The sequence below is a fragment of the Pseudomonas sp. RA_5y_Pfl1_P24 genome (genome assembly GCF_963970945.1).
Lineage (GTDB): Bacteria > Pseudomonadota > Gammaproteobacteria > Pseudomonadales > Pseudomonadaceae > Aquipseudomonas > Aquipseudomonas tritici.
Map to the genome: position 1 here is coordinate 143,382 of NZ_CAXAOJ010000010.1, position 24,798 is coordinate 168,179.

The 24,798-nt window shown below is 57.7% G+C and carries 23 protein-coding genes and 1 pseudogene; 13 read left to right on the forward strand and 11 right to left on the reverse strand.

The window, feature by feature from the left end; genetic code table 11:
* Position 1: 1 nt before the first annotated feature.
* From AACY30_RS18765 to AACY30_RS18805, 9 genes are all read left to right on the forward strand, one after another.
* Complete coding sequence (locus AACY30_RS18765; protein ID WP_339540924.1) at positions 2–523, forward strand: nuclear transport factor 2 family protein; 522 nt, start codon at positions 2–4, stop codon at positions 521–523.
* Between the two features lie 86 nt (positions 524–609).
* Entirely contained in the window at positions 610–1,233 is a 624-nt protein-coding gene (locus tag AACY30_RS18770) for an NIPSNAP family protein (protein WP_339469892.1), read from the forward strand.
* Positions 1,234–1,579: 346 nt separating this feature from the next.
* Entirely contained in the window at positions 1,580–2,752 is a 1,173-nt protein-coding gene (gene iacA / locus AACY30_RS18775) for an indole-3-acetate monooxygenase (protein WP_339540925.1), read from the forward strand.
* Between the two features lie 16 nt (positions 2,753–2,768).
* Positions 2,769–3,131: a hypothetical protein gene (locus tag AACY30_RS18780; RefSeq protein WP_017528258.1), complete on the forward strand. Its 363-nt coding sequence runs from the start codon at positions 2,769–2,771 to the stop codon at positions 3,129–3,131.
* A 19-nt stretch (positions 3,132–3,150) separates the two neighbouring features.
* On the forward strand, positions 3,151–4,425 hold the full coding sequence (locus AACY30_RS18785; RefSeq protein ID WP_339469890.1) for an aromatic ring-hydroxylating oxygenase subunit alpha: 1,275 nt from the start codon (positions 3,151–3,153) through the stop codon (positions 4,423–4,425).
* Between the two features lie 14 nt (positions 4,426–4,439).
* Positions 4,440–4,916: an aromatic-ring-hydroxylating dioxygenase subunit beta gene (locus tag AACY30_RS18790; protein ID WP_339469889.1), complete on the forward strand. Its 477-nt coding sequence runs from the start codon at positions 4,440–4,442 to the stop codon at positions 4,914–4,916.
* An 11-nt stretch (positions 4,917–4,927) separates the two neighbouring features.
* Positions 4,928–5,668 carry an SDR family NAD(P)-dependent oxidoreductase gene (locus AACY30_RS18795; RefSeq protein WP_339540926.1) on the forward strand — a complete coding sequence of 247 codons (741 nt, stop codon included), beginning with the start codon at positions 4,928–4,930 and terminating at the stop codon, positions 5,666–5,668.
* A 50-nt stretch (positions 5,669–5,718) separates the two neighbouring features.
* On the forward strand, positions 5,719–6,678 hold the full coding sequence (locus AACY30_RS18800; protein ID WP_339469888.1) for a PDR/VanB family oxidoreductase: 960 nt from the start codon (positions 5,719–5,721) through the stop codon (positions 6,676–6,678).
* 11 nt (positions 6,679–6,689) lie between these two features.
* Positions 6,690–7,187 (forward strand): flavin reductase, encoded by a 498-nt coding sequence (locus tag AACY30_RS18805; protein ID WP_065930110.1) that lies wholly within the window; start codon positions 6,690–6,692, stop codon positions 7,185–7,187.
* Positions 7,188–7,280: 93 nt separating this feature from the next.
* Here AACY30_RS18805 and AACY30_RS18810 read toward each other — a convergent pair whose 3' ends face one another.
* Entirely contained in the window at positions 7,281–12,728 is a 5,448-nt protein-coding gene (locus AACY30_RS18810) for a WGR domain-containing protein (protein WP_339540927.1), read from the reverse strand.
* A complete protein-coding gene (locus tag AACY30_RS18815) occupies positions 12,716–13,918 on the reverse strand; it encodes a M48 family metalloprotease (RefSeq protein WP_339469885.1) in 1,203 nt (400 codons plus the stop codon). Before AACY30_RS18815 ends, AACY30_RS18810 begins: the two co-directional genes overlap by 13 nt.
* 205 nt (positions 13,919–14,123) lie before the next feature.
* Between AACY30_RS18815 and AACY30_RS18820 the strand changes: the two genes are divergently transcribed.
* Complete coding sequence (locus AACY30_RS18820; RefSeq protein ID WP_339540928.1) at positions 14,124–14,735, forward strand: dTMP kinase; 612 nt, start codon at positions 14,124–14,126, stop codon at positions 14,733–14,735.
* A gap of 306 nt (positions 14,736–15,041) precedes the next feature.
* On the opposite strand, the gene AACY30_RS18830 is transcribed toward AACY30_RS18820, so the two are convergent.
* The 3 genes from AACY30_RS18830 to AACY30_RS18840 all read right to left on the reverse strand — a co-directional run bounded on the left by AACY30_RS18830 (position 15,042) and on the right by AACY30_RS18840 (position 16,963).
* On the reverse strand, positions 15,042–15,752 hold the full coding sequence (locus tag AACY30_RS18830) for an SDR family NAD(P)-dependent oxidoreductase (protein WP_339540929.1): 711 nt from the start codon (positions 15,750–15,752) through the stop codon (positions 15,042–15,044).
* A 45-nt stretch (positions 15,753–15,797) separates the two neighbouring features.
* Positions 15,798–16,358, reverse strand: a complete 561-nt coding sequence (gene folE, locus AACY30_RS18835; RefSeq protein WP_339540930.1) for a GTP cyclohydrolase I FolE — start codon at positions 16,356–16,358, stop codon at positions 15,798–15,800.
* A 146-nt stretch (positions 16,359–16,504) separates the two neighbouring features.
* Positions 16,505–16,963 carry a thiol-disulfide oxidoreductase DCC family protein gene (locus AACY30_RS18840; RefSeq protein WP_339540931.1) on the reverse strand — a complete coding sequence of 153 codons (459 nt, stop codon included), beginning with the start codon at positions 16,961–16,963 and terminating at the stop codon, positions 16,505–16,507.
* A gap of 485 nt (positions 16,964–17,448) precedes the next feature.
* Between AACY30_RS18840 and AACY30_RS18845 the strand changes: the two genes are divergently transcribed.
* Together AACY30_RS18845 and AACY30_RS18850 are read left to right on the forward strand one after the other, a co-directional pair.
* Positions 17,449–18,084, forward strand: coding sequence for a TetR/AcrR family transcriptional regulator (locus AACY30_RS18845; protein WP_339540932.1), 636 nt, complete (start codon positions 17,449–17,451; stop codon positions 18,082–18,084).
* Positions 18,081–18,758: a glutathione S-transferase family protein gene (locus tag AACY30_RS18850; protein WP_339540933.1), complete on the forward strand. Its 678-nt coding sequence runs from the start codon at positions 18,081–18,083 to the stop codon at positions 18,756–18,758. The genes AACY30_RS18845 and AACY30_RS18850 overlap by 4 nt, the downstream gene beginning before the upstream one ends.
* 110 nt (positions 18,759–18,868) lie before the next feature.
* On the opposite strand, the gene AACY30_RS18855 is transcribed toward AACY30_RS18850, so the two are convergent.
* Complete coding sequence (locus tag AACY30_RS18855; protein ID WP_339540934.1) at positions 18,869–19,963, reverse strand: SDR family oxidoreductase; 1,095 nt, start codon at positions 19,961–19,963, stop codon at positions 18,869–18,871.
* Between the two features lie 204 nt (positions 19,964–20,167).
* Between AACY30_RS18855 and AACY30_RS18860 the strand changes: the two are divergent.
* Positions 20,168–20,410 (forward strand): annotated as a pseudogene (locus AACY30_RS18860) (DNA mismatch repair protein MutT); the annotation flags it as partial.
* 103 nt (positions 20,411–20,513) lie between these two features.
* Here AACY30_RS18860 and AACY30_RS18865 read toward each other — a convergent pair.
* From AACY30_RS18865 to AACY30_RS18885, 5 genes are all read right to left on the reverse strand, one after another.
* Positions 20,514–21,521: an aldo/keto reductase gene (locus tag AACY30_RS18865; RefSeq protein ID WP_339540958.1), complete on the reverse strand. Its 1,008-nt coding sequence runs from the start codon at positions 21,519–21,521 to the stop codon at positions 20,514–20,516.
* A 64-nt stretch (positions 21,522–21,585) separates the two neighbouring features.
* Positions 21,586–21,816 carry a hypothetical protein gene (locus AACY30_RS18870; protein ID WP_339540935.1) on the reverse strand — a complete coding sequence of 77 codons (231 nt, stop codon included), beginning with the start codon at positions 21,814–21,816 and terminating at the stop codon, positions 21,586–21,588.
* Between the two features lie 119 nt (positions 21,817–21,935).
* Entirely contained in the window at positions 21,936–22,934 is a 999-nt protein-coding gene (locus AACY30_RS18875; protein ID WP_339540936.1) for an NADP-dependent oxidoreductase, read from the reverse strand.
* A 71-nt stretch (positions 22,935–23,005) separates the two neighbouring features.
* Positions 23,006–23,875: an alpha/beta fold hydrolase gene (locus AACY30_RS18880; protein WP_339540937.1), complete on the reverse strand. Its 870-nt coding sequence runs from the start codon at positions 23,873–23,875 to the stop codon at positions 23,006–23,008.
* Between the two features lie 98 nt (positions 23,876–23,973).
* Complete coding sequence (locus AACY30_RS18885; RefSeq protein WP_339540938.1) at positions 23,974–24,762, reverse strand: SDR family NAD(P)-dependent oxidoreductase; 789 nt, start codon at positions 24,760–24,762, stop codon at positions 23,974–23,976.
* Positions 24,763–24,798: the final 36 nt, after the last annotated feature.

Genomic DNA, 24,798 nt, shown 5'->3' on the forward strand with positions numbered 1-24,798 from the left:
AATGAGCGCAACCATACCGCGAGCGGACCTGGAGCGACGCCTGCGCCGTTTTGAAAACGAAGCCAGCGCCCGTGCCTGCATGAACCGCTACATGGTGCTGTGTGATGCACTCGATGCACGCACGCCACTGCACGAACTGGCCGGTCTGTTCACCCTTGATGCGGTGTGGGAGGGCAAAGGCGCGAAGTACGCCCAGAGCTTCGGTGGTTATCGTGGACGCGAAGCGATTGCCGCGATGTTCGCCGGTTACATGAAAACCCCGGCGCACTTTGCCCTCAACGTGCACTTCCTCACCAGCGAGCTGATCGAGGTGCAGGACGATACCGTGCTTGGCAGTTGGGTGATGTTGCAGACGTCCACCTTCGCCAGCGGCGCCTCCCACCTTAACGCCGCGCGCCTGAACGTGCGCTTTGCCGAGGAAGACGGACAGTGGCGCATGGCGCACTTCCAGACCGAAAACCTGTTCAGTCGCCCGGTTGAGGCCTGGAACAGCGACGCCGAGTTACCGGTGCCTCGCCAATAGCCCTCACTCCCCCCGCCCGTTTTGCACGCTCCCGCGACTGCCCGACAAGGGCAGTCGCGCCGTGCGCGTAGCCCCTGGAGATTGCCTTGAAACTGTTCGAATTGTTGACCTTTACCCTGCGTGTTCGCACCGTGCCTCAAGCCTTGCCGCGTCTGGAGCGGAGCTTGCGCGAAGCGGGCGAGGGCGTGCATTTGATGGGCTGCTGGGTGTCGGAAATCGGCCAGCAGAATCGCATCGCGGTCCTGCGCGGGTTCGACGATGGCGGCGCTCGCGAACGCGAGCGCGAACGGTATCTACTGGCGGCCGATGGGTTTGCGATTGGCGAATTTCTGCTTGACCAGCAGGTGGACGACTACAGCGCCTTCGCCTTCGTCGAGCCGCTGCCTCCCGGGGCTCACGGCCCGTTCTACGAATTGCGCGAATACAACCTGGTACCCAGTGGACTGGCACCGACGTTGCGCGGTTGGTGCAAGTCCGTAGAGCGTCGCACCGGGGCGGATTATTCCCGGGTATATGCCGCGTTCTATGCCACCAGCGGGCAGATTCCGCGTTATCTGCATATCTGGCCCTACAGCTCGCTGGAGCAGCGCCTTGAAGTACGTACCCGTGCCGTGGCCGACGGCGCTTGGCCACCTGAAGATTCGGCGCCGCAGCTCAAGCAGATGCATTCCACGGTTTACCTGCCGGCGCCGTTCTCACCGTTGCGCTGAAAGCGCGATGCTAAAAAATAATATCGCTTTCCGATAATCGCACAATTATTTAGTGAATAAACGTCATGGCATAAAGACGGCTAAAAATAACTTTAAATCAATAAAAACAATGATATGTACATTACATGATCTGAGTTTTCGTCAGAATATTACGTGATTAGTATTGCTTTTAAAGGCGATAAATCAATTGACAATTCACGTAATCGAGCTCAGATTCACCCCAACGGCACCCACAAAAACAAAGGTAACCACTATGCCGATCCATCGCCCCCGTTCCGTCTCCCGTCCCAGCTCGACACTGCCTTCCTGTTCAGCCCAATACCGTTCCTGACAACGGAGTAAATGTATGCATTCGCTAAAAAAAACAGCGGTCGATACCGTGAGCTCACTTGTCAGTGGCCCGACCTTCGACGCCTTGCTTGTCGATGTGCGTGAACGTGCCCGAGCCGGTGAGTTTGACCGTCAGCGTCACATTTCGCAGGACGTGATCGAGTCCTTCAAACAGCACGGCGTTTACCGGGCGCTGGTGCCCAAGCGTTTTGGTGGCCTGGAGTGTTCGCCCGCCGAGTTCTGCCAGGTGATCGAGCGCATTTCCCAGGCGGACGGTTCGGCCGGCTGGGTTGCCAGCTTCGGCATGAGCCCGGTTTACCTTGCCGCACTGCCGCTGGACAGCATCGCCAAGGTGTATGCCGACGGCCCTGACCGGGTATTCGCCGGTGGCATCTTTCCGCCGCAACCGGCGGAAGTGGTCGAAGGCGGCTTTGTGGTCAATGGTCGCTGGAAATACTCCAGCGGCTCCCTCGGCGCCGACATTGTCGGCGTCGGCATCGCCCCGAAGAGCGGCGACACCTTCGGCCTGCCACGCATTGCCGTGATGCCGCGCAGTGAGATACGCATCGACGAAACCTGGGACACCGTCGGCCTGCTCGGCACCGGCAGCCATGACCTGGTGGTGGAAAACGTGCGGGTCTGCGAGGAGTGGACCTTCGTGCGCGGCGGCCTGCCGAACCTGGACGAGCCGTTCTTTCGTTACCCGTCGCTGTCGTTCGCCACCCAAGTGCTTTCGGTCGTCGGCCTTGGCGTCGCCCGCGCGGCACTGGATGCCCTTTCGGACATGGCCAGCGGGCGCGTCTCGGTCACCGGCGCCCCGGCGATTGCCGACCGGCCCCTGGCCCAGGTCGATATTGCGCGGGCGGAAGCCGAGTTGCGTGCCGCGCGAGCGTTCTTCTACGAGTCCATCGACCGCGCCTGGGATTATGTGCTGGCCGGCGATGCGGTGCCGGTGGCCGCAACCAACCTGCTGCGCCTGTCGTCGACCCATGCCACCCGCGTCGCTGCCGATGTGGCGCGCACCGCGCAGATGCTCTCGGGCATGAGCGGTGTGTACAACGACAGCCCGCTGGCACGCTGCGTCAACGACGCCCAGGTGGTGACCCAGCACGCTTTCATGGGCGACATCACCTATCAAAATGCCGGAGCCATGTTCTTCGGCAAACAGCCTTTGCCTGGCTACCTCTAACCGTCGAGGAAATGAAATGAGCGATAAGAAGACCTTGCGCGTGCTGTTCTGCATGGGCATCAACCAGAATTTTTTCGATGCCCCGCGCGACGAACAATTACAGGTGTGGGCAGCGTTCAGTGCAATGTGGAACGGTATCCACGACCTGGCCGGGGTCAAGGTGCTGGGCAATATGGATGACGACCAGAGCATGGTCGGGCCGTCCGATGGCTTCCCCTGGACCACCTACCTGTTGGCCGACGTGCCGGACATCGAGACCGTGCATGCCGCGTGCAACCTGTTTCGTAGCACCCCGGTGGGCGATGGCCCTTACAAGCTGTGGCGCTACACCAAGGTTGAAGCCCGGGTTGGGCGCGAGCTGATTATTCAGCGCACTTGATGCCGACGAGGACACTCCCATGAGCAAGCTGATTCCCGCTGTAAACCTCGGCGTCGACCCTGCCGACCTGGTGCAGGCAGACCGCGTCCACACCTCGATGTACACCGACGCACAATTGTTCAACGCCGAGCTGGAGAAGATTTTCTACAGCACCTGGATCTGGGTCGCCCACGAAAGCGAGATCCCCGACAACGGCAGCTACAAGACCACCTATATCGGCAAGCAGCCGGTGATCGTGGTGCGTGACCGCAAGAGAGACGTGCACGTGTTGCTCAACCGCTGTCGCCACCGTGGCGCCACCGTGTGCGAACACAAGAAAGGCAAGACCAACAGCTTCGTCTGCCCGTACCACGGCTGGGGTTACGCACTCGATGGCTCGCTGCGTGGCATTCCACACCCGGAAAGCTACGGCGACTGCATCGACAAGGCCGAACTGCCGCTGGTCAGCCTGCGCACCGAAAGCTATGCCGGCATGATCTTCGCCACCTTCAAGGACGACATCGAGCCGCTTGAGGACTATCTCGGCGCAGCGAAGAAATGGATGGACCTGTTCATGAAGCAGGGCGCCGGCTATGGCATCAAGGTGCCGGGCGAGCACCGTTTCCGCTTCCCCGGCAACTGGAAGATCCAGCTGGAAAACACCACCGACGCCTACCACTTCCCGTTGGTGCATAAGAGCTTCCTGTCGTCGGTGGACGAGCAAACCCTGGCGCTGTTCGACTTCGTCAAGGGGCCCGGCTACGTCGAGGACCTGGGCAACGGTCACAGCGTGATGGTGATGATTCCCGACTTGATCGACCTTGAGGCAGACCTCGACAAGCCGATCCCCGAGCGTTTCGAAGGGCTGGCAGCCGAGCTGCGTGACGAAGGCATCGAGGAGCAGCAAGTACGCCGTATTGTGCGTGCGGTCGGCGGTACCGGCTTCAACCTCAACCTGTTCCCCAACGTCGCGTGCTCGATGGCGTTTTTCCGGGTATTGCAGCCGATCTCGGTGACCGAAACCGAAATCCACCACTCGGTGATCACCATGGACGGCGGCCCGGCCGTGGCCAACCGTTATCGCCTGCGTCTGCACGAGCACTTCCAGGGCCCGATGGGTTTCGGCACCCCGGACGATTCCGAGGCCTGGGAGCGGGTACAGAAGGGCGCCAGCGCCGGTGACGACCTGTGGATCATGCTCAACCGTGGCTTGCCCGGCGAGCAGGCCAGTGCAGACGGCCTGGTATCCGATGTGAGTGCAGAAACCGGCATGCGCGCCGCCTACCAGCAGTGGAAAAAGATGATGTCGGCCTGACCGTGGAGAACCTTATGAACCTGCAACTACTGCAAGAAGTGACCGCTTTCATCTGGCAGGAAGGCGACATGCTCGACCACGGTGAATACGACAGTTGGCTGAAGATGTGGACCGAGAAGGGCACCTACATCATTCCCATCGACCCCAAGGAAACCGACTTCGAGAACACCCTCAACTACGCCTACGACGACCATCATATGCGTGAATTACGGGTACAGCGCCTGACCGGCGGCGAATCGATCTCCACCAGCCCGCAACCGCGCACGGTGCGCATGCAGTCGCGGTTCCGGGTGTTGGCCGATGACGGCGTGCAGGTGACTGTGCGCTGCGCGCAGAACATCCGTGAGTTCCGCAAGGAAAGCCTGAAGTTCTACAGCGCCGACCTTACCTACCAACTGATCCGCAGCGAGGGTGGTTTCAGGATTCAGCGCAAAGTGGTCAGCCTGATCAACAGTGACGATGCCCTTGCCGGTATCGGCTACATCCTTTGAGGAGCACCGACATGAGCCATATCGCATTGGTGACGGGCGCGGGGCAGGGGCTAGGGCAGCATTTCTGCGCCAGCCTCCTGCGGGCCGGGTACTCGGTGGCAATCACCGACCTCAACCTTGAAGCCGCACAGGCGTGCGCCCACCAGTTGGACCCGGGGGGTGAGCGCACGCTTGCGCTGCAACTGGACGCCGGGAGCAAAGCCGATTTCGAAGCGGGCCTGGACCAGGTGCTGGTGCGCTTCGGCGCGCTGCACGTGGTGGTCAATAACGCTGCAGTCACCAAGACCACGCCGCTGATGCAGATCAGCCCCGAGGAATTCGACGCCGTGGTAGGCCTGAACCTGCGCAGCGTGTTCCTCGGCTGCCAGGTGCTGGGCGCGTACATGGCCGAAACCGGCTATGGGCGGATCATCAACATGGCGTCCCTGGCCGGCCAGAACGGCGGCACTGCGACCGGCGCGCACTATGCCGCGAGCAAAGGCGGCATCGTGACGCTGACCAAGATCTTCGCCAAAGAGTTCGCCGCGCGTGGGGTGACGGTCAATGCCATTGCCCCAGGCCCTATCGAGTCGGCGGCGGTGCGCACAGCCATACCGGTCGAACGCCTGCCGGGACTGCTCGCCAATATCCCGGTGCAGCGCCTGGGGGACGCGGATTTTCTCGGTGACCTGATTGTGCAGTTAGCCCGGCCCGAAGCCTATTTCACCACCGGGGCGACCTGGGATGTGAATGGCGGCTTGTTCATGCGCTGACTGATAGCGGCCGCCACGGCGGCCTTTGCGAACTCCATGGAATAACGGCCATGACTGAAGAACTGTTGGACGTAGTCGTGCGCAAGCGCGAGCTGCAAGGGGACGGCGTTGTCGTTCTGGACCTGACCCGTCGCGACGGCGCGCCGCTGCCGGTGTTCGACGCCGGTGCGCACGTGGAGATCCATATCGGCCCGGGGCTGGTACGTCAGTATTCCTTGTGCAGCAACCCCGCCGATCCGAGCCTGTATCGCCTCGGCGTGCTCAAGGATCCGGCCTCGCGTGGTGGCTCGGTCGGGGTGCATGACACCCTGCTCGAAGGCCGTGAGTTGCAGATCAGCGTACCGCGCAATCTGTTCCCGCTGGCCGTCGAGGCGCGTCGCTCGGTGCTGCTGGGTGGCGGGATCGGCATCACACCGATGATCGCCATGGCCTATGCACTGCACGCGGCGGGCAACACCTTCGAACTGCATTACTGCGGGCGTGAGCGCGGCCGCAGCGCGTTCCTGGCAGAGCTGGCCAACGCATCGTTTGCCGCGCAAGTGTTCACTCACTTCGATGATGAGGGGCCTGAACAGAAGCTCGACCTGGCCAAGGTGTTAGGCAAAGGCGAGGCCGGCGTGCACATGTATACCTGCGGCCCCTCAGGTTTCATGGACTGGGTGATCCAGGGCGCACGCGACCAGGGCTACACCGAAACGCACATCCATAAGGAATATTTCCAAGTGGAAGTGGACAGCTCAGGTGGCAGCTTCGAAGTGGTGGCAGCCCGCAGCGGCAAGACCGTGCAGGTGGCAGAAGGGCAGAGCATTCTCGCCGCACTGGCGCAGGTCGGCATCAAGATCGAAATTTCCTGCGAGCAGGGTGTGTGCGGTACCTGCCTGTGCGATGTGCTCGAAGGCGAGCCGGACCATCGGGACGTGTACCTCACGGACGACGAAAAGGCCGGCAATGACCAAATTCTAGTGTGCTGTTCACGAGCCAAATCCAAAAAACTCGTGCTGGATATCTAAGGGGAACGATCATGGTAGACGTAGGCAGCTTTCGCAATGCAATGGCCATGTTGGGCGGTGCCGTGTCGGTCATCACCACCGATGGCGTGGCAGGCCGGTTCGGTTTTACCGCCTCGGCGGTGTGCAGCGTGACCGATTCACCGCCCACCCTGTTGGTGTGCATGAACCGTTCCTCTCATTCCAACGAGCATTTCAAGCGCAACGGCACAGTGTGTGTGAACACCCTGTGCGGCGACCATCAGCATTTGTCCGGTGCCTTTGCCGACCGCACGTTGAGCATGGATGAGCGCTTTGCCGTCACAGGCTGGACCACGCTTGAAAGCGGTGCGCCGGTGATGCTGCAAGCGCTGGTGAATTTCGACTGCCGGATCGTGCAGGTCCATGAAGTGGGCTCCCACAGTATCTTCTACTGTGAGGTCCAGACCATTCGCCAAAGCGGCGCGGACGAGGGCCTGGTTTATTTCAACCGTGCTTACCACCGCTTGGGCGAGGCATCGAAGGCCTGCTGAGCCTCAGAGGCGCCCAGCACGGACGGGCGGCAAAACCCGTCTGATATCGGAATGTTCATAAATTAATGTTCATGTCGGGCCGCAGCAGCGCGTTCAGATTGAACGCGCCTGCTCTTGATACCCTTTGCGCAGTTTCTCCGCGATCAGCTTCTCTGCTTCGCGCAACGCGCGTTCAGGACTCTCTAGGGATTTGATCAGAGTCTGGCCCTTGGTACCGATGCGGCCGAAACTCACCACCACCTCAGCCTCCGTGACGCCGATACGCCAGAATTTGTTGGAGTGGCCTTCGCCATAGGTGAACTCGCGCATTGACGGTGCCGCTTCAGGGAGGGGCGGTGGCTCGGCTTCGACCTCGACAGTTTCCACGGCCTGTTCCGGCGCCGGCAGTGCAGACGCTTCTTCACCCCGAAGCAGCGCTTCGATGCGATTGAGTACTTCCTCCGGGTCGCGCAACCAGTCATGGCTGAGCACATCGATGATCTTCCAGCCAAAGCTGCGCAAAACCGTCGGGCGGAAGATGTAACGCTCACGCACGTCAGCCGCGGCCGACGTGTCGCTGTCCAGCAGCACCCCCAGACTGAAGTGTTCACCGCTGGCGTCGCTGATCGCCAGGTCACAGCGGAACTGTGAACGCCCGACATATTCCTGGACCGAATGGCCGCGCTTGCGCAACGCGGCGGCGAGGGTACTGCGCAGGTGGTCCTTGGGCAGACTGACGGCAAAGGACTGCTTGGCGCCTGGATTGAGGTTGGCGAGGATACCCTGGGAGCGCGGCGCATCCCCGCTGGCACTGGCCTGGGCGAACTGCAGGAACGCACGCAGTGCGGCGGCACCATCGTTGTGGGTGTTGGTGATGGCTTCGGACTCAATGCTGGAGACAATCGCCATGCGCTTGCGCGCACGACTGAAGATCACGTTAAGGCGTTTTTCCCCGCCGCGCTGGTTGATCGGGCCGAAGTTCATCAACATCTTGCCGTTCGGTCCCGGCGCGTAGCAGATGCTCAGGATGATCACATCGCGCTCATCACCCTGGACGTTCTCCAGGTTCTTGACGAACAGGCCATTGAACTGCCCGGCATCTTCACGCAGATACTCGCGCTCAAGGCGTGTGGCAAAGGCCGGGTCGTTGCTGGCCAGGTCTTCCAGGGCTTGCTCGATGGCACCTTGCTGGGCCTCGGAAAAGGCCACAATGCCCAGGCTCAGGCCGGTCTCGCGTTGCAGCAGTTCACGCACCAGGTTGGCGATGTAGCGGGCTTCGGCCAGGTTGCTGCGGCTGAGGTAGACGCCATCGCTCATCTTCAAAAAGCTGATCGGGCTGTCGAGCAGCGTGTTGGCACCCTGAATCACCGCCTGGGCATCGGTGGAGTCCAGGGCAGCGTGGGCTGGGGCAGGGCGCTCGATACGCCGGTCAGGAATGGTGATCAGCCGCCCTTCGTAGAACGCTGCGTTGGAGAAACTGATCAACGCTTCGTGCCGGCTGCGGTAGTGCCAGGCCAGGAGGGTCGCCGGCAAGTTGCGTGCGGCCTGGCTCAGCAGGCTGTCGGCATCGAGGTTGATTGCGATCTGTTCCCCGTCCTCCATGGCAATCAGGTCGTTATCGTCCTGGTCGCCGGCACTGGAGAAGAAGTTGGTCGGTGGCAACTGCATCTCGTCACCCACCACAATCACCTGCTGCGCGCGGCTCAGGGCTGGCACGGCTTCCTCGCTGGGGATCTGGCTGGCTTCGTCAAAAATCACCACATCAAACAGGTCTGGGGTCAACGGCAGGGTGTCGGACACCGACAACGGGCTCATCAGCCAGATGGGCTTGAGGTCGTTGATCACCCGACCGCTGTCGCCACTGGCCATTTCGCGAATGGAGCGATGGCGCATGGTCTTGCCCAGCTCATGTTCCAGTTCGCGACGGCCCTTGCCATAGGCTTTCTTGAACTCGCGGGCCGGCGCGTCCAATTGTGTCACCGACATCGCCGATTGCTTTACATGCTCCAAAAAGCGCTGGTGCAGCGTAGCGCTGAGCACGTGAGCATTGCTCTTGAGCAGGTTACTTTCAGCCTGGCTGACCTGACGCGCGGCCAGGCTCAAGGCCGGGCCATCGAAGCGTGCCAACTGCGGGTTGGCGCGGTACAGGCGGGTCAGGTTTTCCTGGGCAATCAACCCGTCCAGCGCGTGCTGTGGCAAAGCATACTGCTGCACGACCGCAAGGTAGACGGGATCGGCCTGGTGCAGCTCGTTGAGCAGGGGGAGGGTGTCGGGCAGTTCGTCGAGTTCTTCACGCAGGTCGCGCAGGTATTCGGCCAGCTCGGCCAGGCTTGGCGCCTGGTCGAACACGCAATGCTGGGCAACCAGCTTGGCCAGGCGCGCTATGGGCTGGCGCAGGCTGGCTTCCTGGCGTACACCGGGCAAGGTGCTCGGGTTGCCACGCAGACCTTCGACCCACTTTTGCAACAACGGTGATGCGCTCAGTTGCTGTAGCAGGGCGTTCAGATTGTGCACGAACAAGTCGATATCCTGGATGCCATAGCGACTTTGCAGGCGTTGCTGTTCGACGTGCAGCTCGGCAGTGGCGCGGTGTTCGCAGGCCAGGTTGTCGAGCACACTGCGCAGGCTGGGGCGAATCGCGTGCTGACTGAAGTCGTAGCGGCGTTGAAGTTCGCCACGCAGGCGCCACCAGGCGGGTTGCAACCAACGCAGCAGTGAACCTTCCTGGCGCAGTACCTGCTCCAGGGCCGCTTTGGTATCTTGAGGCTCAAGTTTTTCGCGCCAATGGCGCGTGGTTTCACTGGCGTTGTGCAGTTGCACGATCAGTGCCTGCAAGGCGGCCTGTTCGGCGTGCAGCGTTTGGGAACCCGCTGAACCAGGCTCCAGCAGGTCGAGGTGCGCCGCCAGGTTGGCCCCGGTCAGTTGCTCGGCGGCCTGGGTCAGCAAGCATGCATCCGTCAGGTGGGTGTCATCGGACAGCAGGGTGGACGATGACTCCAGGAAAGACTCGACGCTGTCCATCAGCCCACTGGCTTCCTCCAGAAACGCCTTGAGCTGGCCGTAGGCATGCTCGTGGGCGATCAGGCCTGAGGCCAGACGACTGAAGGGGTGACGCGCAAAGCTGTCGAGGCCGAAGCGTTCCTTGATGGTCTGATACAACCGGCCGGTCAGCTCGTGTTGTGCCTGCCAGTGACGCCATTCGGGAAGGCGCTCCAGGGCTTCGGGCGGCAGCGATGCAGTAACGGGTGGCAACTCGATCACATGACGGACCAACTCACGCACCGAGCAGGCCAAGGACTCCGGCACCCCGACCATCGCCTGCTCAAAGCGCTCAATCAGGCCCAGTTGTTGGCTCAGGGTGGCCAGTGTGGCGTCGCGCCGTGCTTGCAACTGCGGCGATTGAGCATCGCCGGCAATCCAGCGCTCATAACACTCGCGCAGGTTGCCCACGAAGGCTTTCTTGTCCGTCTGGGAGTCGTGAATCAGGCAGCACAATTCGCCCAGTTCACTCTGTTGCAGGCGATGGAACACCACGTCCAACGCCGCGCGCTTTTCACACACAAACAACACCCGCAGGCCCCGCGCGGCATAGTCGGCGATCAGGTTGGTGATGGTCTGTGACTTGCCGGTGCCCGGAGGCCCTTGAATGATGAAGTGACGACCGGTCCTGGCCAGACTGACGGCGGCGTTCTGCGTCGCGTCGCCGGCCACCACGTTCCACTGGTCGGGCAGCGGGATCGGGTCCGAGGACTGTACTTCGACGTCTCGAGGCTCGATCGAGAACATCCGGTCAAACGCTTCATTTTGCGCCGGCTCGTCGATCAGCTGTGCGTAGTCACGCACCAGCGACATCTTGCGATAGTTGAAGTTGGCCAGGGTTACCTGGGTGAGGTCGATGTCCCAGGCGTAGCGATGCCCCTGGTTCTCGGGCATGGCGAAGGTGCTGTTTTCGGCGCTGCTGGCAACCATCTGAGGATGTTGATTGCGCAGCACGGGTTTGGCGCCTACGGCCAGTCGCAGCGGCAACTCGCTGGGCAGGACCTTCTGCTGGAACAATTGCAGGCCCAGCGGACGGAAATCTTCGCGGTCGTAGCTGAAATCCGGTTTCACCAAAGGCGTCGACAAGCGCTGGCGGGCACGACGGCGCTGGAAGTGCTGCAGATGCTGCACGGCCTTCTGGTGGATCAGCTCGATTTGCGGCTTGCTTTGCAGGCGCAGCTCGACGCCGGGCTCGGTCAGTTTGATCTGGCGCGCAATATCGGCGTGGATGGCTTCCAGGGAGGTCTTTTGCAGGTCAACGGTTTCCGGCAACTGGATATTGTAGAGCTGACGCAATTGATGACGCAGTACCGGGTTGAACTCCGCTTCGGTCTCATCGCACTGCAACATGAACTGGTCGCGCACGCCCTTTTTGCGAGTCAGTTCCACCGGTAGCCAGAGCAGGGGAGTGACGATGCGCTCTTGCGGCGTGTCCTTGAGGTTGTGCCAGCGCATGAAGGCTACGACCAGGCGCAGGTTGCTGAAACCGAACTCTGCGCGGTCGCGGCGGGTTTCCTGGATGATGCGTTCGAGCGACGCCTGCAACCAGGTTTGGTCTTCAAACCGCAACCATTGTTGCAGGCCAACCGATTTGCCGCTCAACACCTGCTCGGAGAAGCCACCGAAGGTGGGCTGCCAGGTGCACAAGGCTTCGGGCCGGATACTTTCAACACGCATCACCAAGGGGACGCTGGCTACGGTCAAGTTGACGTTGGCTTGTGTCGGTCTGAAGTACAACAGGCGGTTGCGTCGTGAAAGGTCAAACAACCGGTTGCGCAGATGCTCCAGCACCACGGTGCGCCGTGAAGCCGGGCCTTCGGCCTGGGCCAACACACGCTCGACATCCAGGCTGGCCGGCTGCTCGCGCCAGGATTCCAGGCGTCGAATCAGCGAACTGACATCCCTGGAGCGCTCATGGCGGTTCAGCTCCGTCATTTCGACGATCAGATTGGCCAGCACCGGGTTGAGCCGACCGTTGAGCTGAAACAGGTTACGGCGGTGACGGGCAAAGGCCTTGAGGTCGTTGATATCGGCGAAATCCAACCCGCACGCCAGGCAGGCCAGCAATTGGCCGAGCTGGAAAATATCGGTGATTTCGTCGTGGTGCCCGAGGCGATGCTCCCAACTGTGCAGGTCAGTGAGGAAAACCGGGTGATCAATCGTCTCATGCGGGTCTTCCTGGACTTGCAGGTCGGTCACGGCCACACCACTTTCCGAATCCCGGATCAGGCGGACCTTGCCGACGACATTCAGCGCCGACTCGGGATTAGGTTGCACCTGCTTGATCGCTTCCAACGCCAGCCGTGGCGTAACGCCCTCGGGATTGCGCAGTTGCAGCGTGCGTTCCGGCCCTTGCAGCACATCGAGATAACTGAGCTGGGCGACACGTCCCAGTTCATGCAAGTGAGCGACCTGGCGCAGTAGCGGCAGCGCCAGGAACAGCACATCGTCAATGGGGACGGCGACGCCATCATGGGTCTGCAGCAATTGAGTGAAGTTGATGGGTTGGGTTATCGGGTCCATGTGTCGACCTCCGCTTTGAGCGCGCGAACGATCGGGTCGAGCTCACGTTTGGGTAATTTGATATCGCGCTTGAGCACGCTGATAAAGTCGTCGGCACTGCCGAGTTTCTTCGCGGTGCGCGCCGCGTGCAACAAGGCATCATCACGCAGGTCGCGGTCCACCAGGCTCAGGTCGAGCATGATGAAGTGCAGGTATTCGTGGATGCTCGCGTCGACAAGCTCGGCATTTAGCGTGCCCAGGTCCAGCGTCGCTTCATTGTCTTTCCAGTCGGGAAAGAAACCACGCACCTGATTGAGCACCACCTCCGATTGCAGCACAGAGGTGCCGATGAAGCCGGCGATAAACCTGCGGGTGAGGGCGGTCAGCTCGACTTGGCCGGTTACATCCAAGCGATTGAGCGACAACGGCCCACGCAACCGGCCATATAGCCAATTGTCGGTATCCGGCACCTGCCGCCACCAGTTGTCCACCGCCTGGGAGCGCAGAAACGTCTCCGGGTGCGAAACGCCTTGGGAGACCTGTGCCTCATTACCATCCAGTTCCTGAGCCTGCTTCAGATAACTGGCGGCATCGACGCTGACAATCCCGGTGTGAATCTTGACCAGCGAGGTAATCGACGCTTTCGGTCCGCTAGCCACCAGGGCCGCGCCTCGGTCGGCGTAGATTTCGGTGTGCAGGCTATATAAACGTGCGGTCTGTTCCAGGCTGGGAGGCGTATTCATATCGGCCATGGCGTGATTGAGAATCCGCTCGGCGGTGAGATAGTCGCCACCGTGCTCAGACCATAAGCGGTAATGGGCCAGCTCATGCCCCAGCAGCGCCAGTAACTCCTGAGCGTCCAGTCGCTCAAGAACCGGCCCGTAGAACACCACGTGCACTTCACCGGCCAGGTAATACAGGCTGGCATTCATCGTGCCATCGCCGGCTTGATAAAGGGTCGCGGGCGCCTGGATCTGCAAGCATTGCAGCGCCGTCTCACACGCCTGATAGGCCTGCGGGTGGGTCTCTGGGCTCAGGCGATACGTGTCTCTTAGCAACTGCGCGCGTACATCCTGGGCATGTTCCTGCTGAACACCCAGAGACGAGGCCCATTCCCACACGACAGGTTCATGGGCTTTCAGGTAATCGACCACACGCTGATGGTAAGGCAAGGGGGTCAGGCTGCTGATGTCCAGCGCGGGGGTGCTCATCTTTCAAACGTCCTTGAGAGGATACGGCTCCATAGACTGCGACTGTGCAGCAGAGACTTGGGCTGGCATCCCGGTATCAGTGATCGGCAATAGACGCGGAGCATACCTAGGGGGTGGGAAAATTACTTGTGAAAGTGCATGGGTGCGTGGGCAGCATGAAAATGCAGTTAGAGTGGTCATCTTTGTCCTGATAACTGTGTGACAAATGAATATTCCGTTTTTTGTTTCTCTGGATGGGCCCAAAGGCACCGGCAAAACCACGCTGTTGGAGGCCGTAACGGCAACACTGAGGGCGGACAACAAGAAAGTCATCCGACTTTGCGAGAGAAAAAGCGATCCCTACAGAAGGGAAACCATGGCCCTGGTTAATGAACTTGCCAGAAATCCCTCACGGGATCTGGAATGGGCTGTGTGCGAGCGCTTTGCCGACAGTCGCAGTTGGATATCCCGGAACGTGCTGACTCAGCAGCCGTGGGACAGCATTATCCTGATTGATCGCTGGTATCCGTCCGATGCTGCGTTTCGACACACCGTCTCGTTTGCAGAGATTCTCCAGTTGAACCAGGAGCGAGACGTGCGAGTACCGGATGTGCATGTCGGCGTTGTCACCGCGCCGGATATTTCGTGGGCGAGGGCAACTGCACGGTCGCGAGGATTGGGCGGTACAGTGATCCAGAAGTATGCAGAGCATGTTACATGCACAGAGATGTTCGAGCAGGCGTTTGCGGATCACGGCTGGGTGATGTGCCGTAATGAAGGTGCGATCGAAGACGCAGTGAAGCATGTGGTGGCTGAGATCCAAAAAGTAGCTGGGTGACACGTATAGCGTAGGATCAGTTTCAAGCGAATTCGTCGAATCATTGAATTACGTGGCTTATGAACATATCTGACATAGCACCTCGTTTAACAAGTGGGCGATGTCAGATGTTCATAAGGCGACCAGCAGGGCGCATGACAGGATTTTTATCAATATATTGTGGGTGACCTGGGGGGTGTACGTAGAAACCTATGCTCTCATCGTCCTGCAGGTTTGCCTTTTCATCGTGAACCTTCGCGGATTCAAAAAGAACCTCGACCACGGCCCGTTCATTCAGCTCCTGGAGATTCAAGGTTCACTCACTGTCTACCAAGGAAGGCGTTCTCCGTTATAGGCAAAGAAATTGCCGCTGTCAGCAGGCGCTAAGCGGTCGATCAGAGATAACAACTCATGCGCTGCAATGCTTGCTGGCCTGGCGTCAGAGGCACCCCGAAAGGGGTGCGACAGACTCGAAATGACGGTACCGGGATGAAGACTCAACAAGCGGATCTGAGGCCGCGTTCGTGCCAGTTCGATGGCGGCGGTTTTAATCATCATGTTCAGTGCCGCCTTGGAGGCGCGATAGGCGTACCAGCCGCCCAAGCGGTTATCGCCGATGCTACCCACCTTGGCAGAGAGCATCGCCATTGCGCCATGAGCGCCCAGCAACGGCAGGAAGTGACGCAAAACCAGAGCAGGCCCAAACGTGTTGACTTGAAATACCGACTGCAACGCGTCTGCTTCAATCGCGGAGTAACTTTTTTCAGGCTTTATTTCGTCGCGATGAAGTAGACCGGCAGCATGCAAAATTAACGGGTACGGGGCTTCTTTAGCTAATTCGGAGGCCGCACCGGCAATACTGTCGGGATCTTCCAGGTCGAGGCATGGAGCACTGTTGCGCCCCAGCTCACGCACATACGCACACCGTGGGTCCTGATTGAGCAACTCACAAAACGCCGAGCCGAGCGCCCCACTGGCGCCTATTACGAGGGCACGATAGCCCTCACCAAGGGAGTTCATCGTCAAGGGATTGTTCATCTACGCTCTCCTGCGGTCTGATGCGATTTGTTGGTGTTAACCCAGTCACCCTATCAGTTGCAGGAACTCGTGACGTGTAGAGGAGGACTCGCGAAAGGCGCCCAGCATCACGGATGAGGTCATCACCGAATTTTGTTTCTCCACGCCCCGCATCATCATGCACATGTGCTTCGCTTCAATGACCACCGCCACGCCGGCGGCATCGGTGATGTGCTGAATGGCGTCGGCAATTTGTTTGGTCAGGTTTTCCTGGATCTGTAGGCGACGGGCGAACATATCCACCACTCGGGCCACCTTTGACAGGCCCAGTACCCTTCCGGTAGGGATGTACGCTACGTGAGCCTTGCCGATGAAGGGCAGCATGTGATGCTCACACAATGAATACAGTTCGATGTCGCGCACGATGACCATTTCATCGTTTTGCGATTCGAACAATGCGCCATTGACCACTTCCTCCAGGCTCATTGTGTAGCCATTGCACAGGTACTGCATCGCTTTGGCTGCGCGCTTGGGCGTGTCCAGCAATCCTTCACGCTCAGGGTTCTCGCCTACGCCGACGAGAATTTCACGGTAATGTTCGGCTAATGATGGGGTTGATGCGTTCATCTTGATTCCTCGCAGCCACGCTGCGCTTTATGTGTCGGCAATCCTTGGCTGTAGGAGACGATCTGACGCAGATGGCACAGGGTTCGCCAGATCAGCCATGACCCAGGTTCTTCGTCGGGGCCATGAAAAAGCGAAGCTTTCTAGGTCTACTTTTTTTTCAACGTGGACTGATCGTCTGATGCGGGTTTTGACGTCGGCACCGCGCAACGTTTATCGACACATCGGCTGCCACTATCTGGGTGAGGTAACCACGCCAAATGGGGGCGTAAGCGGCAGAAAAGGCGATAACCGAATTCAAGCAGCGGACGGACTACATTCCACGTCAGTGGCGTTGCCCAAAACCCCAAGCCGGCGGCTCGCCAGCTCCACAGGGTGGCATCCAGGCCGGTTACCCAACGTCCATCAGCGAAGCGGGCGTGCAGCGAGGACTGCATCTGCTCGAACGTGAACCCGAGTGCCTTTGCGTCGAATGCAGCGTTGCTGATGTCCACGAAAAGCAGTTGATCCTTTACGGCATGCCCGCGCAGGAGCTTGATTTCGCGCGTACACAGAGGGCATTCACCGTCAAAGTACAGCGTCAGCGGCCAACTGATTTTGTTGTACATGGATAATGCTCTTGTATAACCCTTGTACAAGATATGCTGAAAGAAACGGACTGACAATGGGCGCTATGCTGTAAATGCGCGATGGACTCTCACACCCAGTTTCGTGAGCGTATCGTCCGGTCCTTCGGCATCAAGCTTCGAGAGGGCGAGCTATACGAAGGCGTTATCCGTCTCGTAGCCAATGTCGCCAGCCAGCTAGGCTTGTAACCTCAGTGAAGGAGCCCCATGAAACACAGGTCTACCGATTGCATGCGACGGTAGATGATCCTGGCGCTGAATGGTTGGTTCACGTGCGCCGCCTATTCACATGATGTGGAAGGGTGCGAGCAGATATCAAAAATTGACCAGTTCTTGCGCTTCCATTCGAGAGTTCTTCCTTGCGCATCTCTGGTCAGTGAAGCTCGGAGATGTGAAACTTGTTTTGTGGTGAGCGATACAAAACCTGTGCTATGGTCAACAACAGTTCTTAAATGCGTGCGAAAACCATGGCCCGTCCTCGTACATTTGATGAGTCGACTGTTTTAACAGCCGTTGCCGAAGCGTTCTGGACGCAAGGCTACGAGGCAACCTCGACTCGAGACCTCGTCAGTTGTACAGGGCTCAACCAGCCAAGCCTTTACAATGCGTTTGGCGACAAACGTAGTCTTTACCGTCGCGCCCTCGTGCACTATCTGGAGTGCAGTGTGCGTGATCGAATTCGGCGCCTTGAGGCTCTGCCAAACGCGGGAATGGCCATAACCGAGTTCTTCACAGAGGTGTTGAATCGCACACTGAGCGATCCTTTTCATCGTGGGTGTCTGTTGGTGAATTCTGCCCTCGAAGCAAATGCAGAAGACACGGATTTGCGACAGGCCGTCGCAGAAGAGTTTGAGTCCATTCGCCGTTTTTTTGAAGGCCGCCTGCAAACCCTCCGCCTGCAATCTGTCGATTCCGTTGAGATTGATGTGAAGCAGGGGGCGCATCATTTGCTTAGCGTGTTGCTGGGCATTCGAGTTTTGGCACGGATTAATCCCGATCCCGCGTGTGTAACAGACGCCATTAGTATTGCAATCAAAAGCCTTGGGCTTCCTCCCTTGGCTCTAGCGATGTTCACTGAAAACCACTGCACGGAGTCAATATGATCAAGCTCTACTATCACCCGTCTCCTAACCCCGCCAAGGTTGCGCTTTTCTTGGAGGAGTCAGGCCTTGAGTACGAACTCATCCCTGTTGATACGCGCAAGGGTGAACAGCACGATCCGGCGTTTCTTAAGATCAATCCGAATGCCAAGACACCGGCTCTGGTTGAGGGTGACAACGTGGTATTCGACAGCAACGCCATACTGCTATATCTAGCCGAAAAGACAGGGATGTTCCTGCCTGCTGACAATCTCAAGGCGCGAGGTGAGATGTATTCCTGGCTCATGTTCGTTGCAACCGGTATCGGCCCTTACTCTGGACAGGCTGTTCACTTTAAACACTTCGCCCCCGAGCCAAAAGACTACGCCGTTGCCCGCTACACCTTCGAAGCCTGGCGTCACTGGACGATCATCAACGAGCATCTAGCCAAACAGCCTTACATGCTCGGAAGTGAGTACACGCTGGTGGACATGGCCGTATGGGGTTGGGCGCGCGCGGTACCGTTCATCCTAGGTAATGACGCTTGGGTAAAACTTCCAAACGTAAAACGGCTCCTTGATGAAATCAATGCTCGACCGGCAGCACAGCGAACCGAAGAACTGAAGACTCAGCACAGTTACAAGACCGAGATGGATGCTGACGCGCGTAAGGCAATGTTCCCTCAGATTACTCAGTAGACGCGCCGCTTGCGCACGGCATTGCTCCAGTGAACTTGGTAAAAGTGGATCAATTTGCTCGGTTCAAGACTGCGGGCCCCTAAAAATGGCCCGCACCCTGCGGCCTTTACCTATTCACAGTGCTCTGTCCGTTGTGGCACTACATAGGGTATCAAGCGCATCTCGCGTAGTTTGTCGAACACGTCGAAAAATGCTTGATCGCTCGCTTGGTAGGCGGTGAAGCCCATTGCACGGCTTTTCGACATATCAGTGACGACTTCGATTGGTCGACTAAGGTCTGCATCGGTATGCCATGGGGATATCAGGCGACCAATATCGGCTTCTTTCAAGCCGTGCTCCGCGATTATTTGCGTCCACACCGCTTGGTCGTCAGCCATTTGCTTCTCAAGAGGTGAGAGTGAGGCGGGATAATCGGCAGCAGGCAAGTCGAAGTATTCGGCAATTCGGCTCCACATCCATTTCCAGCGAAACACATCGCCATTAGTGACATTGAATGCCTGGTTGGCCGCAGCCGGCGTGGTGGCCGCCCACAGTTGTTGTTTCGCCAACTGCCGTGCATCCGTCATATCGGTGAGGCTGTCCCACTGCACTCTTGATCCCGGAAATACAAAAGGGCGATGGGTTTGTTTGCAAATCGAGGCGTAGACGGCGAGGGTGGTTGCCATATTCATCGCGTTGCCTACTGCAACCCCGGTGACGGTATGCGGGCGATGAACGCTCCAGGTGAAGCCGTCCTTTTCAGCAGCGGCGAAAAGTTCGTCCTCTTGGGCGTAATAGAAATTCTCGACATTCAGACGAGCCTGCTCTTCGCGAAACGGGGTTTGCGCAAGGCTGCCTTTACCATAGGCTTCGAAAGGGCCGAGGTAGTGTTTCAGGCCAGTAACCAGTGCTACGTGCTCAACGCTCTTGGCTGGTCGAATGGCGGCAAGCACGTTGCGTACCATGGCGGCATTAACGCGAATGTTTTCGGCCTCCGTGGCTTGCCGTGACCATGTGGTGATGAACACATGAGTAGGTTTCAGATCCGCGAGCGCATGTTCCAGCGAAGCTGGATCTTGGAGGTCTGCCGCAACGGGGATCACGCCTTGCGATTGCGACGGGTGCCTCGATAGCGCGGCGACCTGCCACTTGTTGTCGATGAGTAACTGAGTGATGGCGCTGCCGACGATACCGCTGGCACCGACGACTAAAGCTGTTTGGCTCATAAACTCCTCCTAGATTTAGATTTGGGAGTCCATCTAGGCAACAGAGGTTCAACCTAGCCGGATCCGTATGGGCGTCCGTCGTAAGCGCGTGTCGAATACACCTACCGAACTCCAGCGTTTAGGGCGATAGTGTCCCCGTTTTTAAGCGGATGATGTAGCCCACCTTGCCCTCAATATCTCGCCCAAGCGGGGCTTTTGGGCCTACTGATGCACATGACGTCGCATTTTTATGTGTGCGAAGTGGCATCCCAGCTAGAGCCAGTCAAAATGGAAAGTCACGAAATCGCTAATGGAATGCGGCCTGTCTGGATCAACCTGGATGAGGCCATAACGCACAATGAAGCCGTGATGCAGCGTGAGGAGTCATCGATGGGGCAGTCCATCCAGCGCGAAACTTTCATGCTGAAAAAAGTCGCCTCAGAATTGCTGATGTCAACCAGCCGATGAGAAGACGTCTCGGCAGCCTTTGTTGCGACGTCCGCAGACCACAATGACCAGTAGTTTCAGAAAAGGAGGCCATATGAACCTCCTTTTTGAATTTTATAAGTCCTTATGCAACTGTCTTTGCGTGAGTCTCATTCGACTGATACGGAGATGATCTCAACGGCTCTGAGGGACTTAAGCTACTCACCGCATCAAGCTTGCAAACCTGTTCGTGTGAAAGGCGTACGTCTAAAGCACCGAGGTTATCGGTAAGTTGCTGCTCTGAGCGTGGCCCTATGATCGGTACTGCCCCATGTGTGCCAGCCCAAGCAATAGCAATCTGACTAGCACTCACGCCTAATTCGCTCGCAATCTCCAAAACAGTGTCCAGTATCAATGTGCGCTGTGCTGAATTTTCTGCCTGAAATACTTTTCCACCAAAACCTTCGGCGCGTCCTTTTTCACCTTGGCGATATTTACCGGTCAGCATGCCGCCTCCCAACGGAGACCAAGTGACTATGCCGAGACCCAGGGCGTTTGACGCCTGGAAGAGGTCTGCTTCGGGCTCACGATGCACCAAGCTGTGTTCAAACTGAGCCGCTGCAATAGGCAGCGCGTTGGTGAGTTCGGCCAGTGTGACCGCGCGGGAAAGTCGCCATGCTGGGAAATTAGAGAGTCCTGCGTAAAGGATTTTCCCTGCACGTGCCAGATCTTCAAAGCCTCTGACGATTTCCTCGACCGGCGTCACACCATCTGGGTGATGCGCCCAGTAGATATCTATCCGGTCTGTCTTCAGGCGCCTCAGGCTGGCTTCTACCGATGTCACCAAAGCCCTACGACTGTTACCTGTGGCGAGCCGATTAGCGTTGGGTGCTGCTCCGTTGGTAAATTTTGTGGCGAGGACGAACTCATCGCGTCGTCCTTGGAGTAGAGTTCCGAGCAACTCCTCGGACTGACCAAATTGATAAGCGTCTGCCGTGTCAATGAAGTTACCACCTGCTTCAGCGTAAGCATTAAACATTGCCTTGCTGGAGTCGGGATCTGCTCCATAACCCCAGCCAGTGCCGAAGTTGCCTGTGCCGAGCGCGAGTTCCGAAACGCTGAGTCCGGTACTGCCGAACGATTTGTAGTTAATATCTATCTCCACATAGAACGCTATGTTGATTGAGTCCAAGATCAAAGCAGTTGGTACTTAGCTGTTACGGATCGAGCATTAAACTGCGCCACACAATGTTGACCGGACTTTGGAGGCTGCTGGAAACAGGATTCTCCCGAGCGCCCGAAGGTTGTTCCAGTGGCGCATTCGTCACATTTCCTTTTAACGCTTCTAGTTTTTCATCGTCAGCATTTAATGCTTGCTGTCGATTGGTTGAGTCGTCGTTGGGCAATATAGGGGCACTGGCCAACAAATCGGTTGCAGAGATTTTCATGAGCGCATCCTCAGGGCGTATGCACCCTTCCGGAGATTTCTCCCCAGTAGTTAGAACAACGGCCAAGCCCTTTTCTTTAAAGTTTTTATGTCCCATTTACTGTCTTACCCAAGGGCGGGTTACGCGACGGTGATGACTACCTTTCCCTTTGATCGCCCTTGTTCTAAGTACGTGAGTGCATCAGCGGTTGAGGCGAATGGATAGACTTTATCGATAATCGGTTTGATTGCGCCCGATTCGACCAATGCAGTAATTTCACTTAGTTGTGCGCCGTCTGAGCGCATGAAAACGAATGAGTATTTCACCCCGGCTTTGCGAGACGCTCTACGGATGCCAAGGCTAAGCAAACGTAGGATTGGCTTGACGGCCCAAGACAGCCCCTGCGCCTCTCCGAACTCAGGCGTCGGCGGGCCAGATATGGATATGAGCTGACCTCCAGGCTTGAGGCACTGCAGTGATTTTTTGAGAGTGTCTGCATTCAGGCTGTTAAGTACGACGTCGTAGCCGTCTAGGACAGTCTCGAAATTCTGTTTTTTATAATCGATTACTATGTCTGCCCCAAGCGCTTTTACCCACTCAACGTTCGACGTGCTTGTGGTAGTAGCAACGAAAGCGCCCAGGTGCTTGGCAAGTTGAATAGCAATGCTCCCCACACCTCCCGAGCCCGCGTGAATCAGCACCTTTTGGCCCTTCTTCAAGTGGGCACATTCCACTAGAACCTGCCATGCCGTCAGCGCTACCAAGGGTAGCGAGGCCGCTTGTTCCATACTGACGTTCCGAGGTTTCAGCGCTAAAGATTTCTGATTTACAGAAATAAACTCGGCAAAAGTCCCAATACGATTCTGCGGAGGCCGCGCATACACTTCGTCGCCGGCTTTGAACTGGCGAACACCAGGCCCGACGCGAACGACAACGCCGGCCAAATCATTCCCCAATATCAAAGGAAACTTGTAAGGAAGAATTTGTTTGAATTCTCCTGTTCTGATCTTGGAGTCCAGAAGATTGACGCTTGTGGCCTTTATTTGAACCAAAACGTCGTTGGTGCCTACAATCGGATCAGGCAATTCACCGATACGTCCACCGCTCTTACCATATCGTTCGATAAAAAAAGCTTTCATGATGATGTAACTCTTAAAAGATGAGCGTGGGCGTGGAAGCTGGCGATACCTAACTGCCTTGAGGTTCTTATTCAGGAGTCTAGAAATGCCAAGGCTTTGGTGACGAAGTCAGCGTGGTACTGAAAAATTCCGCCATGCCCAGCGTCCTCGTAGATAATCAGCTTCGAGTTTGGGATGCGTCGCGCCAACTCAGTCGAGTTCACAGTGGGCACCATGATGTCGCTGTCACCGTTGGCAATCAGTGTTGGAGTCTTTATGAGACTGAGATCTTGGGGCATCTGGCGACCCCATGCGGTGATGGCCTTGAGTTGTCGCAAGAAAGCTGATGGGGTTGGGCCTTTATCACGCTCTTTTTTTCGCTCCTTCAGTCGCTTCAAAAACGCGTGCGCGGCTTTCTGACCATTAGCCGACTGAGTGAAGAAAAGATAAAACTTAGGATCGCGAAATGTAATAAGCCCCTTCAGCATCAAAGGCCACGAGACAGACCACACTTTGTCGATGCCTTGGCCACCCGCTGGCCCTGTTCCGGTCAGAATGAGCTTTCGCACTAGCTCGGGGGCTTTCAATGCAATTTCCTGTGCCACGAACCCGCCCAGTGAAAAGCCCAGAAGGTCGACTTTCTGAAATCCTAGCGTGCGTATTAAGGCGATTGCGTCGCTTGCCATTTCACTGACGGTCAAAGGGGCAGTGCCACCAGAAGCGCCGATTCCTCGATAGTCGATGGCAATGATGCGTCGGTTATGAGCCAAACCATCTACGATGCGAGGGTCGAAGTTATCCAAGACTGCGCCCCAGTGATTCAACAGAACAAGTGGCGCACCTTCACCAGGCCCCACGTCCCGGTAGGCAAATGTTGTTCCTTCGACATTGACCCACAGGTTCGCGGTACGGGTGTACAGCGTTTGCGATTCAGTGGGACGAGTTTTGGCTTCAGTGATCATGTGCACACCGTGCCCAGGGGCAGATAGGTGAGTAAAGAAAGTGCGCAACAAACACTCTTGGTTTCAGAACAGCAGATGAGCGTCTGGTGCATGACAAATCACACCTCTGCTTTATAGCGTTCGGCTACTGCGGATTGGCGGATCTCTGACAGCAACGCTTGGCGAGCAGTCTGCAAAGCATCCCAGTGAGCGGCTTCTTGTAGGGGCGGAATAGTCACCGGCTCGCGACGATCAAAACCGACCAGTGCGGCATCGACCAGATCGCCCACGTCCATAATTTCGCTCAAAGTGTTGATGTCGATGCCTGCACGTTCCCAGATTTCCGTGCGCGTGGCCGCAGGGAGAACAGCTTGCACGTAGACGCCTTTGGGCGAAAGCTCAAGGCTCAGCCCTTGCGAGAGAAACAGAACAAAAGCTTTGGTCGCGCCGTAGACGGTCATTCCGAATTCCGGTGCCAGCCCCACGACAGAGCCAATGTTGATAATCGCGCCATTGCCAGCGTTTGCGAGGCGTGGAGCGATTGCGCTGGCGAGTCGCACCAGTGCAGTGGTGTTGAGCGCGACCAGGTTGGCCACGTTTTCGGTGGATTGATCAACGAAGCTGCCAGATTGGGCGGCACCCGCATTATTCACAAGGATGCCGATGCTGGCGTCATCGCGTAGTCGAGCTTCGACGGTCATCAAATCGCTGGTTTGAATCAGGTCGGCCTGGATCACGTCAATGGCAACATCGTGTTGCTCGCGCAGGCTTGAGGCCAGAGCGTCTAAGCGGTTTTTGTCACGGGCGACCAAAACCAAGTTGTGCCCACGTCGGGCAAAACGCTCAGCGTAAGTCGCGCCAATGCCAGTGGAGGCGCCAGTAATCAGTACAGTTTCAGGGAGGCTCATAAACTCATGCTCTTCAATGGATGTCGATAGACAATT

What these genes read in the sequence shown, in the direction of transcription:
- AACY30_RS18765 (WP_339540924.1), top strand. Translation starts at nt 2, where the DNA reads ATGAGCGCAACCATACCGCGAGCGGACCTGGAGCGACGCCTGCGCCGT.
- iacA (WP_339540925.1), top strand. Translation starts at nt 1,580, where the DNA reads ATGCATTCGCTAAAAAAAACAGCGGTCGATACCGTGAGCTCACTTGTC.
- AACY30_RS18780 (WP_017528258.1), top strand. Translation starts at nt 2,769, where the DNA reads ATGAGCGATAAGAAGACCTTGCGCGTGCTGTTCTGCATGGGCATCAAC.
- AACY30_RS18785 (WP_339469890.1), top strand. Translation starts at nt 3,151, where the DNA reads ATGAGCAAGCTGATTCCCGCTGTAAACCTCGGCGTCGACCCTGCCGAC.
- AACY30_RS18790 (WP_339469889.1), top strand. Translation starts at nt 4,440, where the DNA reads ATGAACCTGCAACTACTGCAAGAAGTGACCGCTTTCATCTGGCAGGAA.
- AACY30_RS18795 (WP_339540926.1), top strand. Translation starts at nt 4,928, where the DNA reads ATGAGCCATATCGCATTGGTGACGGGCGCGGGGCAGGGGCTAGGGCAG.
- AACY30_RS18800 (WP_339469888.1), top strand. Translation starts at nt 5,719, where the DNA reads ATGACTGAAGAACTGTTGGACGTAGTCGTGCGCAAGCGCGAGCTGCAA.
- AACY30_RS18805 (WP_065930110.1), top strand. Translation starts at nt 6,690, where the DNA reads ATGGTAGACGTAGGCAGCTTTCGCAATGCAATGGCCATGTTGGGCGGT.
- AACY30_RS18810 (WP_339540927.1), bottom strand. Translation starts at nt 12,728, where the DNA reads ATGGACCCGATAACCCAACCCATCAACTTCACTCAATTGCTGCAGACC.
- AACY30_RS18815 (WP_339469885.1), bottom strand. Translation starts at nt 13,918, where the DNA reads ATGAGCACCCCCGCGCTGGACATCAGCAGCCTGACCCCCTTGCCTTAC.
- AACY30_RS18820 (WP_339540928.1), top strand. Translation starts at nt 14,124, where the DNA reads ATGAATATTCCGTTTTTTGTTTCTCTGGATGGGCCCAAAGGCACCGGC.
- AACY30_RS18830 (WP_339540929.1), bottom strand. Translation starts at nt 15,752, where the DNA reads ATGAACAATCCCTTGACGATGAACTCCCTTGGTGAGGGCTATCGTGCC.
- folE (WP_339540930.1), bottom strand. Translation starts at nt 16,358, where the DNA reads ATGAACGCATCAACCCCATCATTAGCCGAACATTACCGTGAAATTCTC.
- AACY30_RS18840 (WP_339540931.1), bottom strand. Translation starts at nt 16,963, where the DNA reads ATGTACAACAAAATCAGTTGGCCGCTGACGCTGTACTTTGACGGTGAA.
- AACY30_RS18845 (WP_339540932.1), top strand. Translation starts at nt 17,449, where the DNA reads ATGGCCCGTCCTCGTACATTTGATGAGTCGACTGTTTTAACAGCCGTT.
- AACY30_RS18850 (WP_339540933.1), top strand. Translation starts at nt 18,081, where the DNA reads ATGATCAAGCTCTACTATCACCCGTCTCCTAACCCCGCCAAGGTTGCG.
- AACY30_RS18855 (WP_339540934.1), bottom strand. Translation starts at nt 19,963, where the DNA reads ATGAGCCAAACAGCTTTAGTCGTCGGTGCCAGCGGTATCGTCGGCAGC.
- AACY30_RS18870 (WP_339540935.1), bottom strand. Translation starts at nt 21,816, where the DNA reads ATGAAAATCTCTGCAACCGATTTGTTGGCCAGTGCCCCTATATTGCCC.
- AACY30_RS18875 (WP_339540936.1), bottom strand. Translation starts at nt 22,934, where the DNA reads ATGAAAGCTTTTTTTATCGAACGATATGGTAAGAGCGGTGGACGTATC.
- AACY30_RS18880 (WP_339540937.1), bottom strand. Translation starts at nt 23,875, where the DNA reads ATGATCACTGAAGCCAAAACTCGTCCCACTGAATCGCAAACGCTGTAC.
- AACY30_RS18885 (WP_339540938.1), bottom strand. Translation starts at nt 24,762, where the DNA reads ATGAGCCTCCCTGAAACTGTACTGATTACTGGCGCCTCCACTGGCATT.